The organism is Nocardia noduli, from assembly GCF_019038455.1.
Classification (GTDB): domain Bacteria; phylum Actinomycetota; class Actinomycetes; order Mycobacteriales; family Mycobacteriaceae; genus Nocardia; species Nocardia noduli.
In genome coordinates, this window is record NZ_JAFMPL010000051.1 from 1 (window position 1) to 17,463 (window position 17,463).

18 protein-coding genes, 1 tRNA gene and 2 pseudogenes are annotated in these 17,463 nt (G+C 68.5%); 12 read left to right on the forward strand and 9 right to left on the reverse strand.

The genetic code is table 11. From position 1 onward, the window contains the following. The 3 genes and pseudogenes from JZ792_RS24100 to JZ792_RS24110 all read right to left on the reverse strand — a co-directional run. Nucleotides 1-305, reverse strand: a pseudogene (locus JZ792_RS24100) (hypothetical protein); the annotation flags it as partial. 142 nt (nucleotides 306-447) lie between these two features. Further along, nucleotides 448-1,539, reverse strand: coding sequence for a calcium:cation antiporter (locus tag JZ792_RS24105; RefSeq protein ID WP_216913639.1), 1,092 nt, complete (start codon nucleotides 1,537-1,539; stop codon nucleotides 448-450). A 58-nt stretch (nucleotides 1,540-1,597) separates the two neighbouring features. Then, nucleotides 1,598-1,993 (reverse strand): nitroreductase/quinone reductase family protein, encoded by a 396-nt coding sequence (locus tag JZ792_RS24110; protein WP_216913641.1) that lies wholly within the window; start codon nucleotides 1,991-1,993, stop codon nucleotides 1,598-1,600. Nucleotides 1,994-2,095: 102 nt separating this feature from the next. Between JZ792_RS24110 and JZ792_RS24115 the strand changes: the two genes are divergently transcribed. Then, nucleotides 2,096-2,172: transfer RNA gene (locus tag JZ792_RS24115), tRNA-His, on the forward strand. 9 nt (nucleotides 2,173-2,181) lie between these two features. Here JZ792_RS24115 and JZ792_RS24120 read toward each other — a convergent pair. Further along, nucleotides 2,182-2,985 (reverse strand): transglutaminase-like domain-containing protein, encoded by an 804-nt coding sequence (locus JZ792_RS24120; RefSeq protein ID WP_216913643.1) that lies wholly within the window; start codon nucleotides 2,983-2,985, stop codon nucleotides 2,182-2,184. A gap of 111 nt (nucleotides 2,986-3,096) precedes the next feature. Here JZ792_RS24120 and JZ792_RS24125 point away from each other — a divergent pair, with 111 nt between their 5' ends. After that, nucleotides 3,097-3,768 (forward strand): phosphate signaling complex PhoU family protein, encoded by a 672-nt coding sequence (locus tag JZ792_RS24125; protein WP_308165425.1) that lies wholly within the window; start codon nucleotides 3,097-3,099, stop codon nucleotides 3,766-3,768. 49 nt (nucleotides 3,769-3,817) lie between these two features. Here JZ792_RS24125 and JZ792_RS24130 read toward each other — a convergent pair whose 3' ends face one another. Both JZ792_RS24130 and JZ792_RS24135 read right to left on the reverse strand, forming a co-directional pair. After that, nucleotides 3,818-4,246, reverse strand: a complete 429-nt coding sequence (locus JZ792_RS24130; protein WP_216913645.1) for a PIN domain-containing protein — start codon at nucleotides 4,244-4,246, stop codon at nucleotides 3,818-3,820. Beyond that, the gene (locus JZ792_RS24135) at nucleotides 4,239-5,144 is read right to left on the reverse strand and encodes a LysR family transcriptional regulator (protein ID WP_216913647.1); all 906 of its coding nucleotides are present in this window, start codon (nucleotides 5,142-5,144) and stop codon (nucleotides 4,239-4,241) included. The genes JZ792_RS24130 and JZ792_RS24135 overlap by 8 nt, the downstream gene beginning before the upstream one ends. 70 nt (nucleotides 5,145-5,214) lie before the next feature. Between JZ792_RS24135 and JZ792_RS24140 the strand changes: the two genes are divergently transcribed. The 3 genes from JZ792_RS24140 (at nucleotide 5,215) to JZ792_RS24150 (ending at nucleotide 8,068) form a co-directional block, all read left to right on the forward strand. Beyond that, a complete protein-coding gene (locus JZ792_RS24140; RefSeq protein WP_254190261.1) occupies nucleotides 5,215-6,474 on the forward strand; it encodes a TDT family transporter in 1,260 nt (419 codons plus the stop codon). A gap of 203 nt (nucleotides 6,475-6,677) precedes the next feature. Continuing rightward, nucleotides 6,678-7,880, forward strand: a complete 1,203-nt coding sequence (locus JZ792_RS24145) for a cytochrome P450 (RefSeq protein ID WP_216913649.1) — start codon at nucleotides 6,678-6,680, stop codon at nucleotides 7,878-7,880. Then, a complete protein-coding gene (locus JZ792_RS24150; protein WP_216913651.1) occupies nucleotides 7,877-8,068 on the forward strand; it encodes a ferredoxin in 192 nt (63 codons plus the stop codon). The genes JZ792_RS24145 and JZ792_RS24150 overlap by 4 nt, the downstream gene beginning before the upstream one ends. 16 nt (nucleotides 8,069-8,084) lie before the next feature. Here JZ792_RS24150 and JZ792_RS24155 read toward each other — a convergent pair whose 3' ends face one another. After that, nucleotides 8,085-8,696 carry a hypothetical protein gene (locus JZ792_RS24155; protein ID WP_216913654.1) on the reverse strand — a complete coding sequence of 204 codons (612 nt, stop codon included), beginning with the start codon at nucleotides 8,694-8,696 and terminating at the stop codon, nucleotides 8,085-8,087. Between the two features lie 187 nt (nucleotides 8,697-8,883). Between JZ792_RS24155 and JZ792_RS24160 the strand changes: the two genes are divergently transcribed. Continuing rightward, the gene (locus JZ792_RS24160) at nucleotides 8,884-9,426 is read left to right on the forward strand and encodes a YaeQ family protein (protein ID WP_216913656.1); all 543 of its coding nucleotides are present in this window, start codon (nucleotides 8,884-8,886) and stop codon (nucleotides 9,424-9,426) included. Between the two features lie 30 nt (nucleotides 9,427-9,456). Next, nucleotides 9,457-9,657 carry a hypothetical protein gene (locus JZ792_RS24165; protein WP_216913658.1) on the forward strand — a complete coding sequence of 67 codons (201 nt, stop codon included), beginning with the start codon at nucleotides 9,457-9,459 and terminating at the stop codon, nucleotides 9,655-9,657. Nucleotides 9,658-9,685: 28 nt separating this feature from the next. Here the strand turns inward: JZ792_RS24165 and JZ792_RS24170 are convergent, their stop codons facing one another. Further along, nucleotides 9,686-10,432: a PIG-L deacetylase family protein gene (locus JZ792_RS24170; protein WP_216913660.1), complete on the reverse strand. Its 747-nt coding sequence runs from the start codon at nucleotides 10,430-10,432 to the stop codon at nucleotides 9,686-9,688. Between the two features lie 197 nt (nucleotides 10,433-10,629). On the opposite strand from JZ792_RS24170, the pseudogene JZ792_RS43245 reads away from it, so the two are divergent. Beyond that, nucleotides 10,630-10,686: pseudogene (locus JZ792_RS43245) on the forward strand (hypothetical protein); the annotation flags it as partial. Here the strand turns inward: JZ792_RS43245 and JZ792_RS24180 are convergent. Next, nucleotides 10,676-11,767 (reverse strand): class I SAM-dependent methyltransferase, encoded by a 1,092-nt coding sequence (locus tag JZ792_RS24180; RefSeq protein ID WP_216913662.1) that lies wholly within the window; start codon nucleotides 11,765-11,767, stop codon nucleotides 10,676-10,678. The pseudogene JZ792_RS43245 and the gene JZ792_RS24180 sit on opposite strands and share 11 nt — an antisense overlap. Nucleotides 11,768-11,875: 108 nt before the next feature. Between JZ792_RS24180 and JZ792_RS24185 the strand changes: the two genes are divergently transcribed. From JZ792_RS24185 to JZ792_RS24200, 4 genes are all read left to right on the forward strand, one after another. Beyond that, nucleotides 11,876-14,896, forward strand: a complete 3,021-nt coding sequence (locus JZ792_RS24185) for an AfsR/SARP family transcriptional regulator (RefSeq protein ID WP_216913665.1) — start codon at nucleotides 11,876-11,878, stop codon at nucleotides 14,894-14,896. 190 nt (nucleotides 14,897-15,086) lie between these two features. Further along, entirely contained in the window at nucleotides 15,087-15,785 is a 699-nt protein-coding gene (locus JZ792_RS24190) for an alpha/beta fold hydrolase (RefSeq protein ID WP_216913667.1), read from the forward strand. Between the two features lie 629 nt (nucleotides 15,786-16,414). Continuing rightward, the gene (locus tag JZ792_RS24195) at nucleotides 16,415-17,194 is read left to right on the forward strand and encodes an HNH endonuclease family protein (protein ID WP_308165426.1); all 780 of its coding nucleotides are present in this window, start codon (nucleotides 16,415-16,417) and stop codon (nucleotides 17,192-17,194) included. A gap of 56 nt (nucleotides 17,195-17,250) precedes the next feature. Further along, the gene (locus JZ792_RS24200; RefSeq protein WP_109523466.1) at nucleotides 17,251-17,454 is read left to right on the forward strand and encodes a hypothetical protein; all 204 of its coding nucleotides are present in this window, start codon (nucleotides 17,251-17,253) and stop codon (nucleotides 17,452-17,454) included. Nucleotides 17,455-17,463: the final 9 nt, after the last annotated feature.

Here is a 17,463-nt window from a genome sequence, read left to right on the forward strand (position 1 = left end):
CCGTCGACCGAACAGTCGTCGCCGACCCGATGCGCGGGCTGGGTCGGCAACGACGAGATACCGGTCGCCGACGGACGGGTCATCGTCGGCGACGCGGTGGTGCGCACCGTGACGGTCTCGGCCAGCGAGGTGAGGGTCGTCGACGGGGTCGGAACATCCTCCGGATCCTGATTCGATCGGATCAGCAATCCGATAGCAACCACGAAGGCGAGCACTGCGGCCAAACCGGCCGTGATGGCGAGGACCCTGGTGCCGTTCTCGGGCGCACCGCCGCCGGATGCGGGCCCGCCACCGGGTTCCACCATCGCGTACCGCCTTCACTGCTCGAGCGGGGAAATCTGTGACGAGAGTTGATCTTTCTCGGAGGCTACCCGAACCCGAGCACCCCGAACATCACCATTCGCGAACGATCGTCCAGCCTTGAAGCTAATAGTTAGCTATCAATTCTTACGGGCTCGCGGCCAGGAAGACGAAGGCCGAGAACAGGGCGAGATGCACCCCACCCTGGAGCAGCGTCGCCCGTCCCGGCACCACCGTGAGCACGCCGACGACGACGGTGATCGCGAGCAGAACCATCTGCGTCGCCCCGAGTCCGAGCACCAGCGGCCCGTCCAGCCAGATGGTCGCCACCGCGAGTGCCGGAATGGTCAGTCCGATACTGGCCATCGCCGAGCCGAGCGCCAGATTCAGGCTGATCTGCACCTGGTCACGACGTGCCGACCGGACCGCGGCGAGCGTCTCCGGCAACAGCACGAGCAGCGCGATCACCACGCCGACGGCCGCGTGCGGCAGGCCCGCCGAGGCGACGCCGGATTCGATGGCGGGCGAGACCACCTTGGCCAACCCGACCACGCAGATCAGGGCGACCAGCAGTATCCCCAGGCTGAGCAGTGTGGTCCGCACCGTGGGGCGTGCGCCGTGCAGTTCGTCCTCGGTGACGACGCCGCGCCCTTCGACCGGCAGGAAGTCGTCGCGATGACGCACCGTCTGGACCATGACGAACAGCCCGTACAGCAACAGCGAGGCGACCGCGGCGAAAGCCAGCTGCGCCGGCGAGAATTCCGGGCCGGGCTTACTCGAGGTGAACGTCGGCAGCACGAGACTCAGCGTGGCCAGGGTCGCCACCGTCGCCAGCGCCGCGCCGGTGCCCTCCGCGTTGAACTCCGCCACCCGTCTGCGCAGCGCGCCGACCAGCAGGGAGAGTCCGAAGATGCCGTTGCAGGTGATCATGACGGCGGCGAACACGGTGTCACGGGCCAGGGTGGCGCTCTTCTCGCCGCCGGAGATCATGAGGGTGACGATCAGCGCGACCTCGATCACCGTCACCGCGACCGCGAGTACGAGGGATCCGAACGGCTCACCGACCCGCTGGGCGACGACCTCCGCGTGATACACCGCCGCGAGCACCGCCCCGACCAGGGCCGACGCCACGACGACCACCCCGAAACCGGGCAGATTCCGGCCCCAGGTGAGAAGTAGCGCGACGACGGCGAGTAGTGGGACGAACACGGTCCAGCGGGTAATCAACGCACGGATCATGCCTCTATCGTCCCAGCTAATTTCGGACATACCACGGCCGGGTATCCGAGCCGGACGATCAGTCGTCCAGGTCGACCCGCAGTGTGAGGAGATCGGTGCCGACCGCGCGCACGGCCGCGCTGTTCCCTCTCGGCAGTTCGCGCAAGCGCGCGATCGGATCGTCGTCGGGCAGCAGATGCGCCGTGCCGGAATGCCAGTGACCGCGCAGGCGGACCCGAACCCGGTTGTTCGCCGTGATGTTCCGGACGTACTGGGATCGCGAGCCGAATTCGGAGACGAACCAGAATTCGTTCCCGACGCGACGCCCACCTATCGGGATGATCCGAGGTTCACCGCTGACCCGCCCGACGGTCTCCAGCAGTTGCTGTCCCGGGAGTCTGCGCAGGATCGGATTGCCGACCCGGCGTTGGAAAGTCGTGATCAGGCGGTGCTGCACATCGTTCCTGGAGGGCACGCCTCGACGGTAACACCGGGTCGGCCGTCCGAAAATGGGTCGCGCGGGCCGCGTCGTGGACGATAACGTCGAGATCGAACGGGGGGGTCACCGCCCGGGATGGTGGGCGTAGCTCAGTCGGTCAGAGCGCCTGGTTGTGGTCCAGGAGGTCGCGGGTTCGATTCCCGTCGCTCACCCCACCGTGATTCTCATTGCAATGTCACCGGTGTGACGTGGTCGTCGATCGGCAGGTAGCCCTCGACGAAGGCGTTCACCCACATATTGCTGACGTAGATCTCGCCGCCGTGGTTGTCGAGGAACGCGGCGTCGGAGGCGTCACGCCCGGTGGCGATCCGCACGAAGGTGGTGCGCGGGGCGAGGCCGGTGGCGTCGAGGACATGCCAGACGCCGTCGACGCAGGCTTCGGCCACCGCGTGGAAATCCATGGGGAACAGGCCCGGCGCGTAGACCGCGACCAGACGGGCGGGCACCTTCACCGCCCGCAGCAGCGCGACCGTCAGGTGAGTGAAATCACGGCACACCCCCGCGCCGGAGAGCAAGGTCTCCACCGCGCCGTCGGTGTGATCGCTGCTTCCGGAGGCATAGCGCAACCGCTTGGCGACCCAGGCCGCTATCGCGGTCGCGCGCTCCGACTCGGTCGCGGTGTCGTCGAATTCCGATGCGGCGAAGGCGTGCAGCCGATCCGATTCGGCGTAGCGACTCGGCCGCAGATACAGCGCGCGGTCGTAGTCCGACGGTTGCTGCGGCGGCGCCGTGCCGAGGATCGTCGCCCGGTAGTCCGCGCGCAGAGTGCCAGGTCCGGCGGCGAAGCGGTGGATCCTGGTGCCGTGCGGACCCGCGATCTCGACGGGGGTCACCGCGACACCGTCCAATTCGAAGACCAGTGATTCCGAAACCTCGATTCCCGGCTGTCCCGCCACCGCGATCTGGAATTCGAGAGTGGTAGGTGCGGAGATCGCGACCTCCAGATGAGCAGAGACATCGCGTTTCACCTGGCCCATCCTGCCCCAATATCGCGTTGTCGGCCTGCGGGTTCAGATGGCCCCGACAACCCGGCGAGGATTCGTCTACTTCTCGAGGCGGCGATAGGAGACAATTTGCGCGTGCGGACCCAGTTCACCCACGAGCTCATCGCGTTGACCAACGATCTGACGCTGATGTGCCGAGTCGCCCACGACGCCGTAGAGCGCGTGATCGACGCCCTCGTCGACGCCGATCTCCAGGCCACCTACGAGGTTTTCGCTCTCGACGAGCAATTGCAGAAGATGTACGGCGCGTGCGAGGCGCGAACGGTGGTTCTGCTCGCGCTACAGGCTCCCGTCGCCCGTGACCTTCGTCACGTGGTGACCGCCATCCAGATCGCGAGCGAACTGTCACGCATCGGCTCGCTCACCAACCGGGTCGCCGACCGGATCTACCGCAGCCACCCCGGACACGTCGGACCGCAGGGCGTGCTCGACATCCTCGCCGCGATGGGACGTCTTGCCGCACACCGCACCGCGGTATCCGGTGAGGCCGTCGCGACCGGCCACCACACCGAGGTCGCGCCGCCCACCGACGGCTCCATCGACGACTTGCGGACCAGGTTGCACACGGCGCTCACCGAATCCGACCCGGACCGATCAACCGATCTCACGATCGAGTTGGCCCTGCTCGGCAGTTACCTGGAACGCTGCGTCGAGCACACCGACCGCATCGACAGCCTGATCCGCTTCCTGGACACCGGAATTCCGCCGACTGCCCAGCCCAAGGACGAGCCCGAACCCGAGGACTGATCTCACAGTCACCCCGCACCGACTGTGAGTTCCGTTGCGTGCCGCGCGGTTACGGATCGAGCCGATCCAGCAGCCAACGGGGTCCGGCGGTTTCGGCCCCGAGTGCTTCGACCCGACGCCGCAACTCGCGATCGGCGGTGACGACCAGGATCTCGCGTCCACGGCCGGGCACGGCGGCGGCGACCACCGCCACGATCGTGTCGTCACCGGAACCTTCGGCACGCGCCACCCGCACGCCGTCGAATTCCGTTGCGCCAGCCGCCTTCGCCGCGCCTTCGAGCACCACCACCAGTTCCACGGGCGGTCGCGTCCGCGCCGCGAAGTCGCTCAGGCGCTCCAGGAGCCGTCGCGCGGCGCCCGCCCGATCGCGCCACCACCCGTCGGGGCGCGAGCCGACGACGTTGGCGGCGTCCACCACGACGAGGCGGTCGGTCGATCCGCCGTCGTGTCCCGGTCCGCCGGGCGAGCGCTCAGGCACGGTGGGCGATGGCGTAGAGGTCACGGGCGGCACCGCGCAGGCGCTCCCCCGTCGGCCAGACGGCGCGCAGGGTGCGCTCGAGGTCGAGTCCGGTGATCGTGGGTGACACCAGGGTGCCCGCGGCGATCTCGGCGGCGACCGCGAGCGAACTGAGCACGGCGGGACCGGCCCCCGCGGCCACCGCCGATTTGATGGCGGTCGTCGAGGACAGTTCCAGCGCGACATCCGGTCGCCTGCCGGGCAGATCGCGGGCGACGGCGTGCTCGAACCAGGTGCGGGTGCCCGAACCCGGCTCCCGATGGATCAGCGGGGTGTCGGCGAGTTCCTCCGCCCCGATGCGGTCGCGTGCGGCCCACTCGTGCTCGGGCGAGACCACCACGACCAGCCGGTCACGCGCCACCGGATGGCTCTCCAGTCCGCGGAACCGCCCCGGGCTCTCGACGAATCCGATTCCTGCCCTTCGTTCCAGTACCGCACGCGCGACTTCGACCGAATTACCCGACTCGAGCGCGATGGTGGTCTCCGGCGCCGCCTTCCGCAGCTGCATCAACCAGGCCGGGAACAGGTATTCGGCGACGGTCTGGCTCGCGGCGACCCGCAGCCTGGAATGCCGTTGCGCGCGCAGGGTGTCGATCCCGGCGTCGAGTTGCCGGGCGGCGTCCACCACGGTGCGCGCCCATTCGATGATCAGCGCACCGGCCGGGGTCGGTCGCGATCCGAGCGTGGTCCGTTCCAGCACCGGCATTCCGACCAGTTTCTCCAGATAGCGGATCCGCGAGGACGCGGAAGGCTGGCTGATGCCGTGTGCCTGGGCGGCGCGCCCGATACTGCCCAGTTCCAGCACCGAGACCAGCAGGTCGAGTGCGGCCAGATCGGGCACGCGCGGTGACAGGGGCATAGAACCAGTCTATGTATTCATAGGCGCACGGTGTCTACGCCCCGCGCCGGGCGGGAGCGAGGCTGGAGCCATGACCGCCACCGTGATGTTCGAGGCACCACAGCGACCGGCGCCCGCGCACCCCCGGCTTCACTCCGGCGTGCGCACCGGCGCCCGATTGCGCGAACTCGGTCCGAACTGGTTCGCCGTCGTGATGGGCACCTCGATCGTGGCCACGGCCGCCGTCTCTCTGCCGCTGCGGTTCCCCGGTCTGCGGGCCGCGGCGACCGCGATGTGGGCGCTGGCCGCGGCGGTGCTGGTGGCGCTGACGGTGGCGTGGATCGCGCAGCGGCTGCGGTTTCCGGAGACCGCGCGGGCGCATCTCGATCATCCGGTGATGTCGCATTTCTTCGGCGCTCCCCCGATGGCGCTGGTGACCGTCGGCGCGGGCACCCTGCTACTCGGCGGCGACGTGATCGGCGTGCCCGCCGCCGTGGCCGTGGACTGGGTGCTGTGGACGGCGGGTACCGTCCTCGGCTTGGTGACCGCCTTCGCCATTCCCTACCGGATGATCACCCGTCCGCGCGTCGAACCCGCCGTGGCCTTCGGTGGCTGGCTGATGCCGGTGGTCGCGCCGATGGTGTCGGCCGCGCTCGGCGCACTGCTCGTCCCGCATACCCCCGAGGGACAGTGGCGTCTGACGATGCTCCTCGGCTGCCTGGCGATGTTCGGGCTGAGCCTGATCGCGGCCGTGCTCACCATCTCCGTGATCTGGTCGCACCTGCTGCGTCACGGCGCACCGCGCGGTGCCATGACGCCCACCCTGTGGCTGGTTCTCGGTCCGCTCGGCCAGTCGGTGACCGCCGCCGGACTGCTCGCCGATGCCGCACCGCTCGCCCTGCCCGCCCCCTACGCCCAAGGGCTGTCCGTGTTCTCGGTCGTCTTCGGTCTCATCACCTGGGGTTTCGCGATGCTGTGGCTGGCACTGGCCGCCGCCGTCACCCTGCGGACGGCCCGCGCGGGCGAACTGACGTTCAGCCTGACCTGGTGGGGTTTCACCTTCCCGCTCGGCACCTGCGTGACCGGCAGCGCCGTGCTGTACCACCACACCGGCGCGTACCTGTTCGCGGGCGCCGCGGTACTCATGTACGCGGCGCTGGTCACGCTCTGGGCGGTGGTCGCGACGCGCACGGTTCGCGCGCTGATCGACGGATCGTTGTTGCGGCCCGCTCCCTGCCCTCAGCCGGACCCGACGCGGACCTGCCCGCCACCGCATTCCGGCACCAACGTGCCCGCGGCGAAGAAGTTTTCGCATACCGTCCCGTTTCCCGTAGGAGGGACGGTATCTTGAGTGACGAAACCGCCTCCGGGCGATGGGGTTACGGCGCCGAGGGGTAGCCGCGACCGCCCTCGCGCGGCGGATGAGCAGCCATGCCGACCACTCGATTCTGCGGGCGAGCGCCCTCGCGCGCCGATGGTCGGCCGGGTGCGGATCCACGGAGCACCGACTCCCGCCGCGCTCGGTGGGCAGAGAACGAAGAGGTGCACCACGTCATGACGAAATCCGCCGTGCAATTCGATCCGTTCTCCGAGGAGTTCTACGCGAATCCGTACGAGATCTACCGCCGGATGCGCCAGGACGCACCCGTCTATTACAACGCCGAATACGACTTCTACGCGCTGACCCGGCACGAGGATGTCGCGGCGGCCTTCAAGGACCACCAGACCTATTCCTCGGCGCGCGGTGTCGATCTGGCCCAGATCAAATCCGGCGTGCCCCCGCACCGGTCGATCATCTTCATGGATCCGCCGGATCACCGGCATATGCGCAATCTGCTCAGCCGGGCATTCACCCCGCGCGCGATCCAGACCCAGCGCGACACCGTCGTCGAACTGGTGCGCAAATACCTCGACCGGGTCGACCCGGTCGAATTCGACCTGATCCAGGATTTCTCGGCACTGTTCCCGGTGGAGGTCATCACCCGGATGGCGGGCGTGCCCGAGGAATTCCGCCAGCAGGTGCGCCTGTGGATCGATGAGACCCTGCATCGCGAACCGGGGCAGATGGAGTCGACCGAAGCCGGTGCGCAGGCCGCCGCCGACACCGCGATCTACTATTACAACCTCGTCCAGGAACGGCGTGCCGACCCACGCGACGACATGATCAGCACCCTGATCGCCGCCGAGATCGAACGCGACAACGGCGAGATGACCAGTCTCGACGATCTCGAGATCGCCGCGTTCGCCACCCTTCTGGGCGGGGCAGGGGCCGAGACGGTCACCAAACTACTGGGCAACGCGATCGCGACCTTCGCCCGTCATCCGGATCAATGGCGCGAACTCCTCGACGATCGAGGCAAGATTCCGGCGGCGGTCGAAGAGATCCTGCGCTACGAAGGGCCGGTGCAATACAACGTGCGCTGCACCCGCAAAGCGGTACGGGTGCACGAGGTCACCATCCCCGAGGGCAAACCGGTATTCCTCATCGGCGCTTCCGCCAACCGCGACCCGGACGCGTTCACCGACGCCGACACCTTCGACATCGATCGCGACCGCACCCAATCGCAGAATCTGGGACTCGGCTACGGAATCCACAGTTGCCTCGGCGCGGCCCTCGCGCGTTTGGAGACGACGATCGCGCTCGACCATCTTCTCGATTTCATGCCGCGCTACGACATCGACTGGGACCGCTGCGAACGGGTCACCATGCAGAATGTCGCCGGGTGGTCCCGGCTGCCGGTGCGGGTGCTGTCATGAGAATCGAAGTGGATTTCGGACTGTGCGAGAGCAACGGCGTCTGCATGGGCATCGTCCCCGAGGTCTTCCAACTCGGGGACGATGACCAGCTCAGCGTCGCCCGCACCGACGTGACCGAACAGATCGAGGCGCCGGTGCGCGACGCGGTCCGACAATGTCCCCGGCAGGCGATCACCGTGGTCGACTGACAGACCGCTGACGCGACTACTTCGCGGCCTTGGCGCCGTTCGGCGCGACCGCGAACCACGTTCCGCCGACACCCTGTCCGAGCAGATCGCCGGGCTTGACGTCCTTGGAGAAGTAGTACACCGGCCAGCCGCCGACGGTGATCTGGCAGGTGCCGTCGGCCCGCTCGATGAATCCGACCTGCTGGGGATCGACGCCCGCCGCGAACAGCACCTGATCCCGGTTCACGGTCAGCGGCGGCCACGTCACCGCGCACTGGCCGGAGCAATTGGACACCGACGGCTGCGCGGTGTCCTTGTCGAACCGGTACAGCGAGCGGCCCGCGCCGTCCGAGACGTACTTCCCGACGGCCGGGTTGTCGACGATGTTCAGTTGGACCGCGCTGGTACCCGCCGGGGCGGTGCCCGCGTAGATCTTCAGCCAGCCCTGGGTCTTCGCCACCGTCGGCGCCTGGCCCGCGACCGGTTCGGACGCGGCGGCGGTGGCCTGCGTGCTCGCTGTCGCGGCGGGCGCGGCGGGCACGGCCTGCGATCCCTCGTCGCTACCGCAACCGCTGAGCAGTCCGACGAGGACGACGGCCGATGCCGCGACGGGAACCATGGAACGCGTGATCCGCTTGGCAGAAAACATCTTTCACCCTCCGGTGCTTTTCGGCGTGGCATTCCCGCGCCTTCTCACCCCATTCCACGAGCCCGGACCGGCTCCGGTTCACCGCCGCGTCGAGGTCGACGATGAGTGCTGCGTCACAGTCGTCTCGCGGCCTTCGGCACGCCGGGTGCGAAGCCGTCGCGCGGCGGTCATCTAAGCTGCTGTTCCCATGGCTCTCAACGCGACAGTGCACAATTTCACCGTTCAGGTGGCCGACGTGGACCGTGGCGTCTACGAGGATCTGTCGTTGCGTCTGGCGCGCCACCCGTCCGAGACCGCCGAATTCATGCTGACGCGACTGCTCGCCTACTGCCTCGAATACGAGGAGGGCATCACATTCAGCGAGGGCGGCGTCTCCTCGACCGACGAACCCGCCGTCCTGGTGCGCGATCTCACCGGCCGCATCACCGCGTGGATCGAGGTGGGCGCACCGGACGCCGAACGCGTGCATCGCGGCAGCAAACTCGCCGGACGGGCCGCCGTGTACACCCATCGCGACCCCGCCAAGGTGCTGGCCCAGTTCGCGGGCAAACGCATCCACCGGGCCGAGGAGATCCCCCTCTACAGTTTCGACCGCGCCTTCGTCGACGCCGCGGCCGCCGCGATCGAACGGCGCAACACCGTCACGCTGTCGGTCACCGAACGCCTGATGTACCTGGATCTGAACGGGATCAGCCTCAGCGCGCCCGTCGAAGAGCACCGTCTCGGGTAGTTCCACGCACGAGCCCGGACAGGAGTACCGATGTCGGACCATATGATCGAGGATCTGATCGAAGGATCGATCCGATTACTGGACAAGCACTTTCCCGCCGACGATCGGCGCGTACGGGACCGGATCGCGGCGCTGTACCGATTCCAGGACATTCGCGCTGCCGGAGGGCTACCGATCTCCCGCCGAGTACTACGAGGACGACGAGATCGGAACCTGGTGGGCGGGAAGTGATTCCGATCCGTTCTGAATCCGGGGTGGGTCAGCAACCGGCGATGTAGTCGTGGACCGGGACGGCGTCGACGAAAGTTTCGACCCGGCAGGCCCATTCGCGCATGGTGGCCTCGCCGAGCATGGCGAGCAGGTCGGCGGTTTGGGTCGCCTGGGCGCGGAGGGCGACCAGTTTTCGGTCGGCGGCGGCGTCGTCGAGGTGTAGTTCCACGGCGAGTTCGTCGGGTCGGGCGCGGGCGGGTAGGTCGTCGCCGTCGAACATGGCGAGGCGGGCGTAGAGGTCGCGCCAGCTGTCGAAGAAATCGGCGGTGCCCCTGGCGTGCAGCAGTCGGGCGTGCGGGGCGGCCAGGTCACGGGTCGCGCCCGCCCAGGCGGAGACGATGCGATGGTCGGGGTGGCCGGTGAAGCCGTCGGGGCCGAAGGTGAGCACGACCTCGGGGCGCACCTCGGCGGCGATCGCGGTGAGGCGTGCCACCACCGCGTCGAAAGGCGCTGCGGCGCAACCGCCGTCGGGTAAATCGAGGTGGTGGTGTTCGGTGACGCCGAGTGCGGCCAGGCTGGCGCGCAGTTCGGCGGTGCGGACCCGTGCCAATCGCGCGGGCGGCCAGCGCACGGGATCGGAGGTGCCGTGCTCGCCCCTCGTCGCGGTGACGCAGACGACGCGGCGGCCCGAATCCCGGGCGGCGGCCATCAGACCGCCGGACAGGTAGACCTCGTCATCGGGGTGCGCCCAGATCCCCAGGACGGGGCCGGTGCCGGGCAGTGGGTGAACGGTCATGGGAAACAGTGCCTTTCGTGGACCGGGGGCCGACATCACGATGTCGGCCCCCGGTCCTGCGGTGGTTCGAGGAGCAGCGGTGACGCGCTGCAAACGGACAGCGACGTCACCGCGAGTCGGCGCTCAGAAAGTGATCACTCAGGCAGTGATCACTCAGACGGTCATCACTCAGACGGTCATCACTCAGACGGTCATCACTCAGACGGTCATCACTCAGACGGTCATCACTCAGACGGTCATCACTCAGACGGTGATCTCGTACAGGATGTTGAAGGGGTTCTCCATCTCGACCCGGCGGACCGTGCCGAATCCGGCCCGCGCGCACATCTCGCGCGCGGTGTGTTCGGGGAAACCGCAGGTGCCGAGGCCCGCGCCGCCGTCGGCGAGCGAGGTGGTCATGCAGAACAGCACGCTCACGCCGTAGAAGTAGGCGGCGACCGGGCCCGCGTTGTCCTCGAGGCGGTGGCTCGCGTTGATGTCCAGGCACAGGTAGCGGCCGTCGGGGCGCAGTGCGGCGCGGATGGCGCGGAGCATGCCGAGCGGGTCGGCGGCGTCGTGGATGACGTCGAAGGTGGTGATCACGTCGTAGTCACCGGGCAGTTCACCCGAGACGTCGCGGCATTCGAATCGCACCCGGTCGCCGACACCGGCGGCCAGCGCCGCCGCACGGGCCGCGTCGATGGATTCGGGGTGCACGTCGAAGCCGACGTAGCGGCCTTCGGGGAACTGCTCGGCCAGGCGGATCAGCGCCCGGCCCCGACCGCAGCCGACATCGGCGACGTCGGCGCCGCGACGCAGCGTCTCGTGGAGATCGGGCAGCGCGGGCAACCAGACCTGTGGCAGCAGATAGTCGAACCAGCCCGCGCTGAATCGCTCCAGGCCCTGCCACCAATCCGTCGGGTAGGCCGACATCGGCACGCCCCCGCCGTAGCGGAACGAGTCGAGCACCGCACCGAGAATGCCGGTGAGGCCGAACAGCGCCTGGTGCAGACCGCCGATGTGGGCGGGACTCTCTACCGCGAGCACCGGGACGTGGGCCGGGGGCAGGGTGAAGCGCGCGGTCTCGGGGCTGTGGGCGAGGTAGCCGTGCGCCGTCATCGACGACAGCCATTCACGCACGTACCGTTCGTCGGTGCCGGTCGCGGCGGCCAGTTCGGCGGCGGTGACCGGGCGGGAATCGGCCATGGCGCGCCACAGTCCGAGCCGGTCGCCGAGCATGGTCATGGTGGTGACCATCCAGGTCGCCGCGTCGCCGACGGCGCGCGCCGCGAAGGCTTCGATCTCGGCGGGGTCGGGCGCGGTGGCGCCGGTGATGGGATCGAGGGTGGAAGTCATCGTCCTCGTACCTCCTGTTCGTTGGGGGACGATGCGAGGATGGAACGGCGCTGTTGCAGCGCGGATGCAGCACGGTTGCGGCCGAGGACGGTGAGGTGGACGGGCCGGATGGAGTTCGGGGTGCTCGGAGCGTTGCGCGTGCGCGACGCCGACGGCGAAATGTGGATCGGCAGCCCGTCGCAGCGGCGGGTGCTGACCGCACTGCTGGTGCACGCGGACACCGTCGTCTCCGTCGACCGGCTGATATCGGCGCTGTGGGACGAGCGACCGCCCGAGACCGCGACCCGCACACTGCACAGCTATCTCGCCCGGCTACGCGGCGTACTGCACGCCGACGGCGTCGAACGCCTGGTCACCCGGCCGCCCGGCTACCTGCTGCGCCTCGACGCCGCCGACCGGTTCGACGCCGCCCGGTTCGACCGACTGGTGAACGCCGCACACCGTGATCCCGAACGCGCCGCCGCCCTGCTGGACGAGGCGCTCGCGCAATGGCGAGGCCCCGCCTACGCCGAATTCGCCGACACCGAATTCGCCCGCCCGGAGGCGCAGCGGCTGGACGCGTCACGACTGGACGCGATCGAGGAACGTTTCGAGATCGGTCTCGCGCACGGCGCGCACGCCGAATCGGTCGCCGCGCTCGACGCGCACGCGCGCGCCAATCCGCTCCGCGAACGTGCGGCGTCGCAGCTGGTGCGCGCGCTGTACCGGGTCGGCAGGCAGGCCGACGCGCTGACGGTGTTGCGCACCGTGCGCACCCGGTTGGACGCCGAACTCGGCGTCGCGCCGTCACCGGCGCTGCGCGCGCTGGAAACCGCTGTGCTGCGCCAGGATCCGGAGCTGGAAGCGCGGGTTCCCCCGACGCCGACCTCACTGTCCGCCGCGCGGCCCGCGCCGACCCCGGCTGTCAGTACCCCTGCGCCCCCACGGAGCATCGCGCACCCCGTGCCCGTGCCGATCGGCGGCCTGGTGGGCCGCGAGGACGATCTCGCCGCCGTGGCGGCCGCACTCGGCACGCACCGCGTGCTGACTCTCGTCGGACCCGGTGGTGTCGGTAAGACGACCTTGGCCCAGCATGTCGCCCATGCCGTGGACGGCACCGTCGCGTGGTGTGAACTCGCGCCGGTCACCGACGGCGGCGCGGTCGCCCTCGCCGTCGCGACCGCTTCGGGGGCGCGCAGGCAGCCAGGTGCGGATGCGACGGAATCGCTGATCGCCTTCCTCGCTTCCCGCGAGATCCTGCTCGTGGTCGACAATTGCGAGCACGTGCTGGCCGACGCGGCCGAGCTGGTGACCCGCATCCTTCGTCGCTGTCCGGCGGTGACGGTTCTCGCGACCAGTCGCGCCGCGCTCGGCGTCCCCGGCGAGCACCTGCATCCGACCGCGCCGCTTCCGGTCCCGCTCGGAACGGGTGACGCGGCGGCGTCACCCGCGGTGCGGCTGTTCACGGCACGGGCGCGGGCCGTGCGGCCGGATCTCGAGGTGGACGCCGCGAATCTCGCGCATATCGCCGAGGTGTGCCGCCGTGTCGACGGACTGCCGCTGGCCCTGGAGTTGGCGGCGGCGCGGTTGCGCTCACTCAACCCCGCCGACCTCGCCGCACGCCTCGTCTCCCCCATCGGCCCCGCGGCACGGTCACTTTCCGCCGACTACGCCGCACAGCCGGTCTCACCCGCCGACCTGCTCACGGGCCCCCGTACTGCGGAACCGAGACACAGCACCCTGCGCGCGGTGATCGACTGGTCCTATGCCCTGCTCAGTCCCGCCGAACAGCGACTGTTCGCCCGACTCTCGGTGTTCGCGGGCGGTTTCGGTCTCGCCGCCGCCGAACGGGTGTGCGGGGAACCTGCACTGCTCGACGTGCTCACCGCGTTGGTGGACAACTCCCTGGTCACCGCGGGGCCGACGGCGGGAGCCGTCCGCTACTCGATGCTGGAGACGTTGCGCGATTACGGTCGCGATCTCGTGGAGCGGCGCGGCGAGGCCGACACCCTGCGCGACGCGCACGCCGCGTGGTGTGCGGCGCTGGCCGAGGAAGCGGGGCGCGGTCTGCGCGGGCCGGAGGAAGCCCGGTGGATCGCGACCGTCCAAGCCGACCTCGACAACCTGCGCGCGGCGCACCGGCACGCGGTGCGTCGGGGCGATACCGATCTCACCCTGCGCCTTTCGGCCGGGCTGGCGCTGTCGGTGCTGTATCGATTCCCGGACGAAGTGGTCGCGTGGAGCGAGACCGCGCTGACCCTGCCCGACGCCGCCGCGCATCCCCGTTACGCGTCGGTGTGCGGGGCGGTCGCCGAGGCGCTGACCTTCCGCGGCGAACACGAACGCGCCCTGCGCCTGTGCGAACCGGCGCTGGACGCGTTACCCGATCCGGACGACGCGCGTCGCATGCCCCTGCTCAAGGTCGCGGCGGCGGTCGCGCTGTATCGGGGGCAGTGGGCGGAATGCGCTGCCGCGACCACGGCGCTGCTGGTCCTCGCCCGAGCGCGCGGGGACCGCTGGTATGTGAGCGAGGCATTGCTTTTCGCGAGTTTGGCGCGCACCTACTCCGGTGATCCGGCGGGCGGTCGCACACTGGCCGCCGAGAACCTGACGGTCGCGCGGGCAGCGGACAATCCGAGTCAGATCGCGTGGGCGCTCTACAGCGAGGCCGAGGCGCTGGCCGGCGACGCTCCCGATCGCGCGCTCACCCGCTACCACGAGGCCGTCGCCCGAGCCGCGCCCGTCGCGAGCGTTTTCGTCACCAATGTCGCGCATGTCGGCCTTGCCGCCCTGCACACCAGGGCCGGAGCGACCACGGCGGCCCTGGCCGAATTCCGTGCGGCCGTTCGCGGCTGGCGTCGCATGCAGGTGTGGCACCACCAGTGGACGACACTGCGCAACCTGCTCCTGCTGCTGGCCGACATCGACGCCGAAGCCGCGACCATCCTGTCCGGAGCCTTGAACACCCACGCCGCCAACGGTTTCGGAGCCGATGCCGCCGCCGAGGCCGACACCGTCGACACCCTGCGCGCCGACCTCGGCGACGCGCGCTACGCCGTCGCCCGAGCACACGGCACGACACTGTCCCCCGAAGCAACGGTCACCTTCGCCCTCGAGGTGCTCGACCGGAATATCGAGGTCGAGCACTGATCCGCACGCGCCGGATCCTTGCTCACACCCCGATCGCGACGGAACCCGGCTCGCACGGCACACCCTCGCACGGCACACCGTTGCCGACGCGCAAGGACAGGCAGGGCGCGCGACGAAAGATACGGGACAGGAAATACCCTGGTACGCCGCGGAATCGGACAGTCGAGAACTCCGGGAGCAGGAACGGCGCATGCGATCGAAGACAGTGGTAGCCGACGACGGGATCCCGCTGCATGTCGGTGTCACGGGCGCGGGCCCGGATGTCGTCGTGCTGTCCGGTGGACCGGGCTGTGTCCATTACCTCGAGCACGACGAGTTGGCGCCGCGCGGCATGCGGGCTTGGCACCCGGAGCCGAGGGGCGTGGGGCGATCGGGCGGCGGACCGCATGACCTCGAACGCGCCGTCGCCGATCTCGAAGCGATCCGGCGAGCGGGAAACATCGACAACTGGGTTGTGCTCGGACATTCATGGGGCTCGGATCTGGCCGTGCGATACGCCCTCGATCATCCGAACCGGGTACGGGCCGTTGTCGGTGTCGCCGGACACGGCCTGCACAAGGATCGCACCTGGTCCCGGGCCTACGAGTCCAGCAAACATCTGGAGGCCGCGATCGAGATCGACTGGGAGCCGGACGTTCACGCCGCGCTGAACGCATCATTCATCCGGTGGATCCACGAACCCGACCTGTTCCGTCGACTGGCCGACTCGACCGTCCCCATGACCTTGGTCGCCGCGCGAGCGGATATCCGTCCGTCATGGCCGCTGCGGCAGTTGGCCACCTTGGTCCCACACGGCAGGTTCGAGGAATTGCCAGGGGTCGCGCACCACTTCTGGTCGACGAATCCGCAGGTTTGGGCCGATCTGGTGACAAGAGCCTGCCGTGAATAGCGCAATCACCGGTCCGGCGGGTCGCCAGGACACCTTTGCCGCGCGCTGACCGAACTCTCCTGTGACGCTCACCACCGACCGTGCGGTCCGATACACCCCGCCCGCCGACCGACAGGCGGGCCGAAACCCCCGTCGACGCGGCTATTTCCGTAGCAACCACGTAGATATCCATCCGAGAAGCAAGTGTTAACCAAAGCAATGCTGGTCGGTAACATATTTGCCATGAGCCGGATACATATCTACTATCCAAATACGTAGATACCAGAACTTCACGGACGAGATCTCCCCGGTGCGTTACTTCACCTCGGGACCTACCCCTCATCAGCCCCGTGGTGTGGTGTGTCGCGGAACGGCCTGGACAACCGCCCGCGCGCTCGCGCCGGTCGAGTTCGTTCGTGATCCACCGCCCCCGAGGTCGGCGCCGGCACGCCCACCCGGGGGCGGTCCGCGTTCGGAGGGGTTTCGATACCGGTCACGTTGCCGCACAATCGATCCATCGGCGATTGTGCGCAACCTCATACGTAGCGTTAGCTTTCCGTATGCTCGTACCCGGGTAGCTCGACGCACCGCTTTTTCGACGCAGCGAGACGTGAGCGCATGGTTGCAGTCCTGTTCGATGGAGTGTTCTTGTGAAGTGGTTTAGTTCCCGCACGGCGCGTAAGGCTTTCGCCGTCTGCGCACCGATCTGCCTGGCCGCCGCGGTCGCCAGCGCCTGTACCGCCGTCGACGAGTCGACCTCTATCGACGGCGGAGCCCCCGGCCCGGCGCCGACCGCGTCGATATCGGGTAAAGACATCGGCGAGCTGGTGGAGAAACTGGCCGAAGCGCCGGAAGGATCGATGTCGGGCTACAGCCGAGAGGAATTCCCGCACTGGGATACCAACAAGCCCGAACACGGATTCGGCGACGAATTCGCGCAATACAGCCGTTGCACCAGCCGCGAGGTGATGATGTTGCGCGATGCCGTCGGCACCGTGACCCTCGATCCCAAAACCTGCGACCTGAAAGTCGGCAAGGACGGCGGCTGGCGCGACGCGTACGGGTTTCTCGACTCGAAAACCGGGAAACTCAAGGAATACAAGTTCATGACCGACCCGGCCAAGGTCGACGCCGAACATATCGTCGCGCTGGCCGAGGCGTGGCGTTCGGGCGCGAACAAACTCGACGAGGACACCCGGCGCCGCATCGCCAACGACGCCATCAACCTGGAGGCGTCCGACCCGTCCGCGAATCGCTCCAAGGGTGATCAGGACGCCGCCAACTATTTGCCGCCGGGTAGTTTCCGGTGTGTCTATCTCGAGCGCTACATCACGGTCAAAGTAAAGTACGGGCTGTCCGTCGATCCCGCCGAGCACGGCGCATTGCGCACCGCAGTCGCCGATTGTGTCAGCCGAGGAGAGTTCAGATAAACGACATCATCGAGATCACCGTCAAGGCAGCCGTCCTCACCGAAGAAGAGGGGACGATGTCCGGTGATCTCGATGTCACCGTCGATGACACGGGCAAAGGCCTGGTCCGATATCGCGAGACCGAAGCCTGGTACACCATCGGCAATTTCGACGCGGAACCACCGCGCGTGTGGAAAACCGTTTCCGAACTCGCCGCGGCGATCGAGGAAAGCGCCGGTGCGCGCGACGCGGCGGGCAATACCGTGCCCTTCGAAGCCTGAAAACACCTT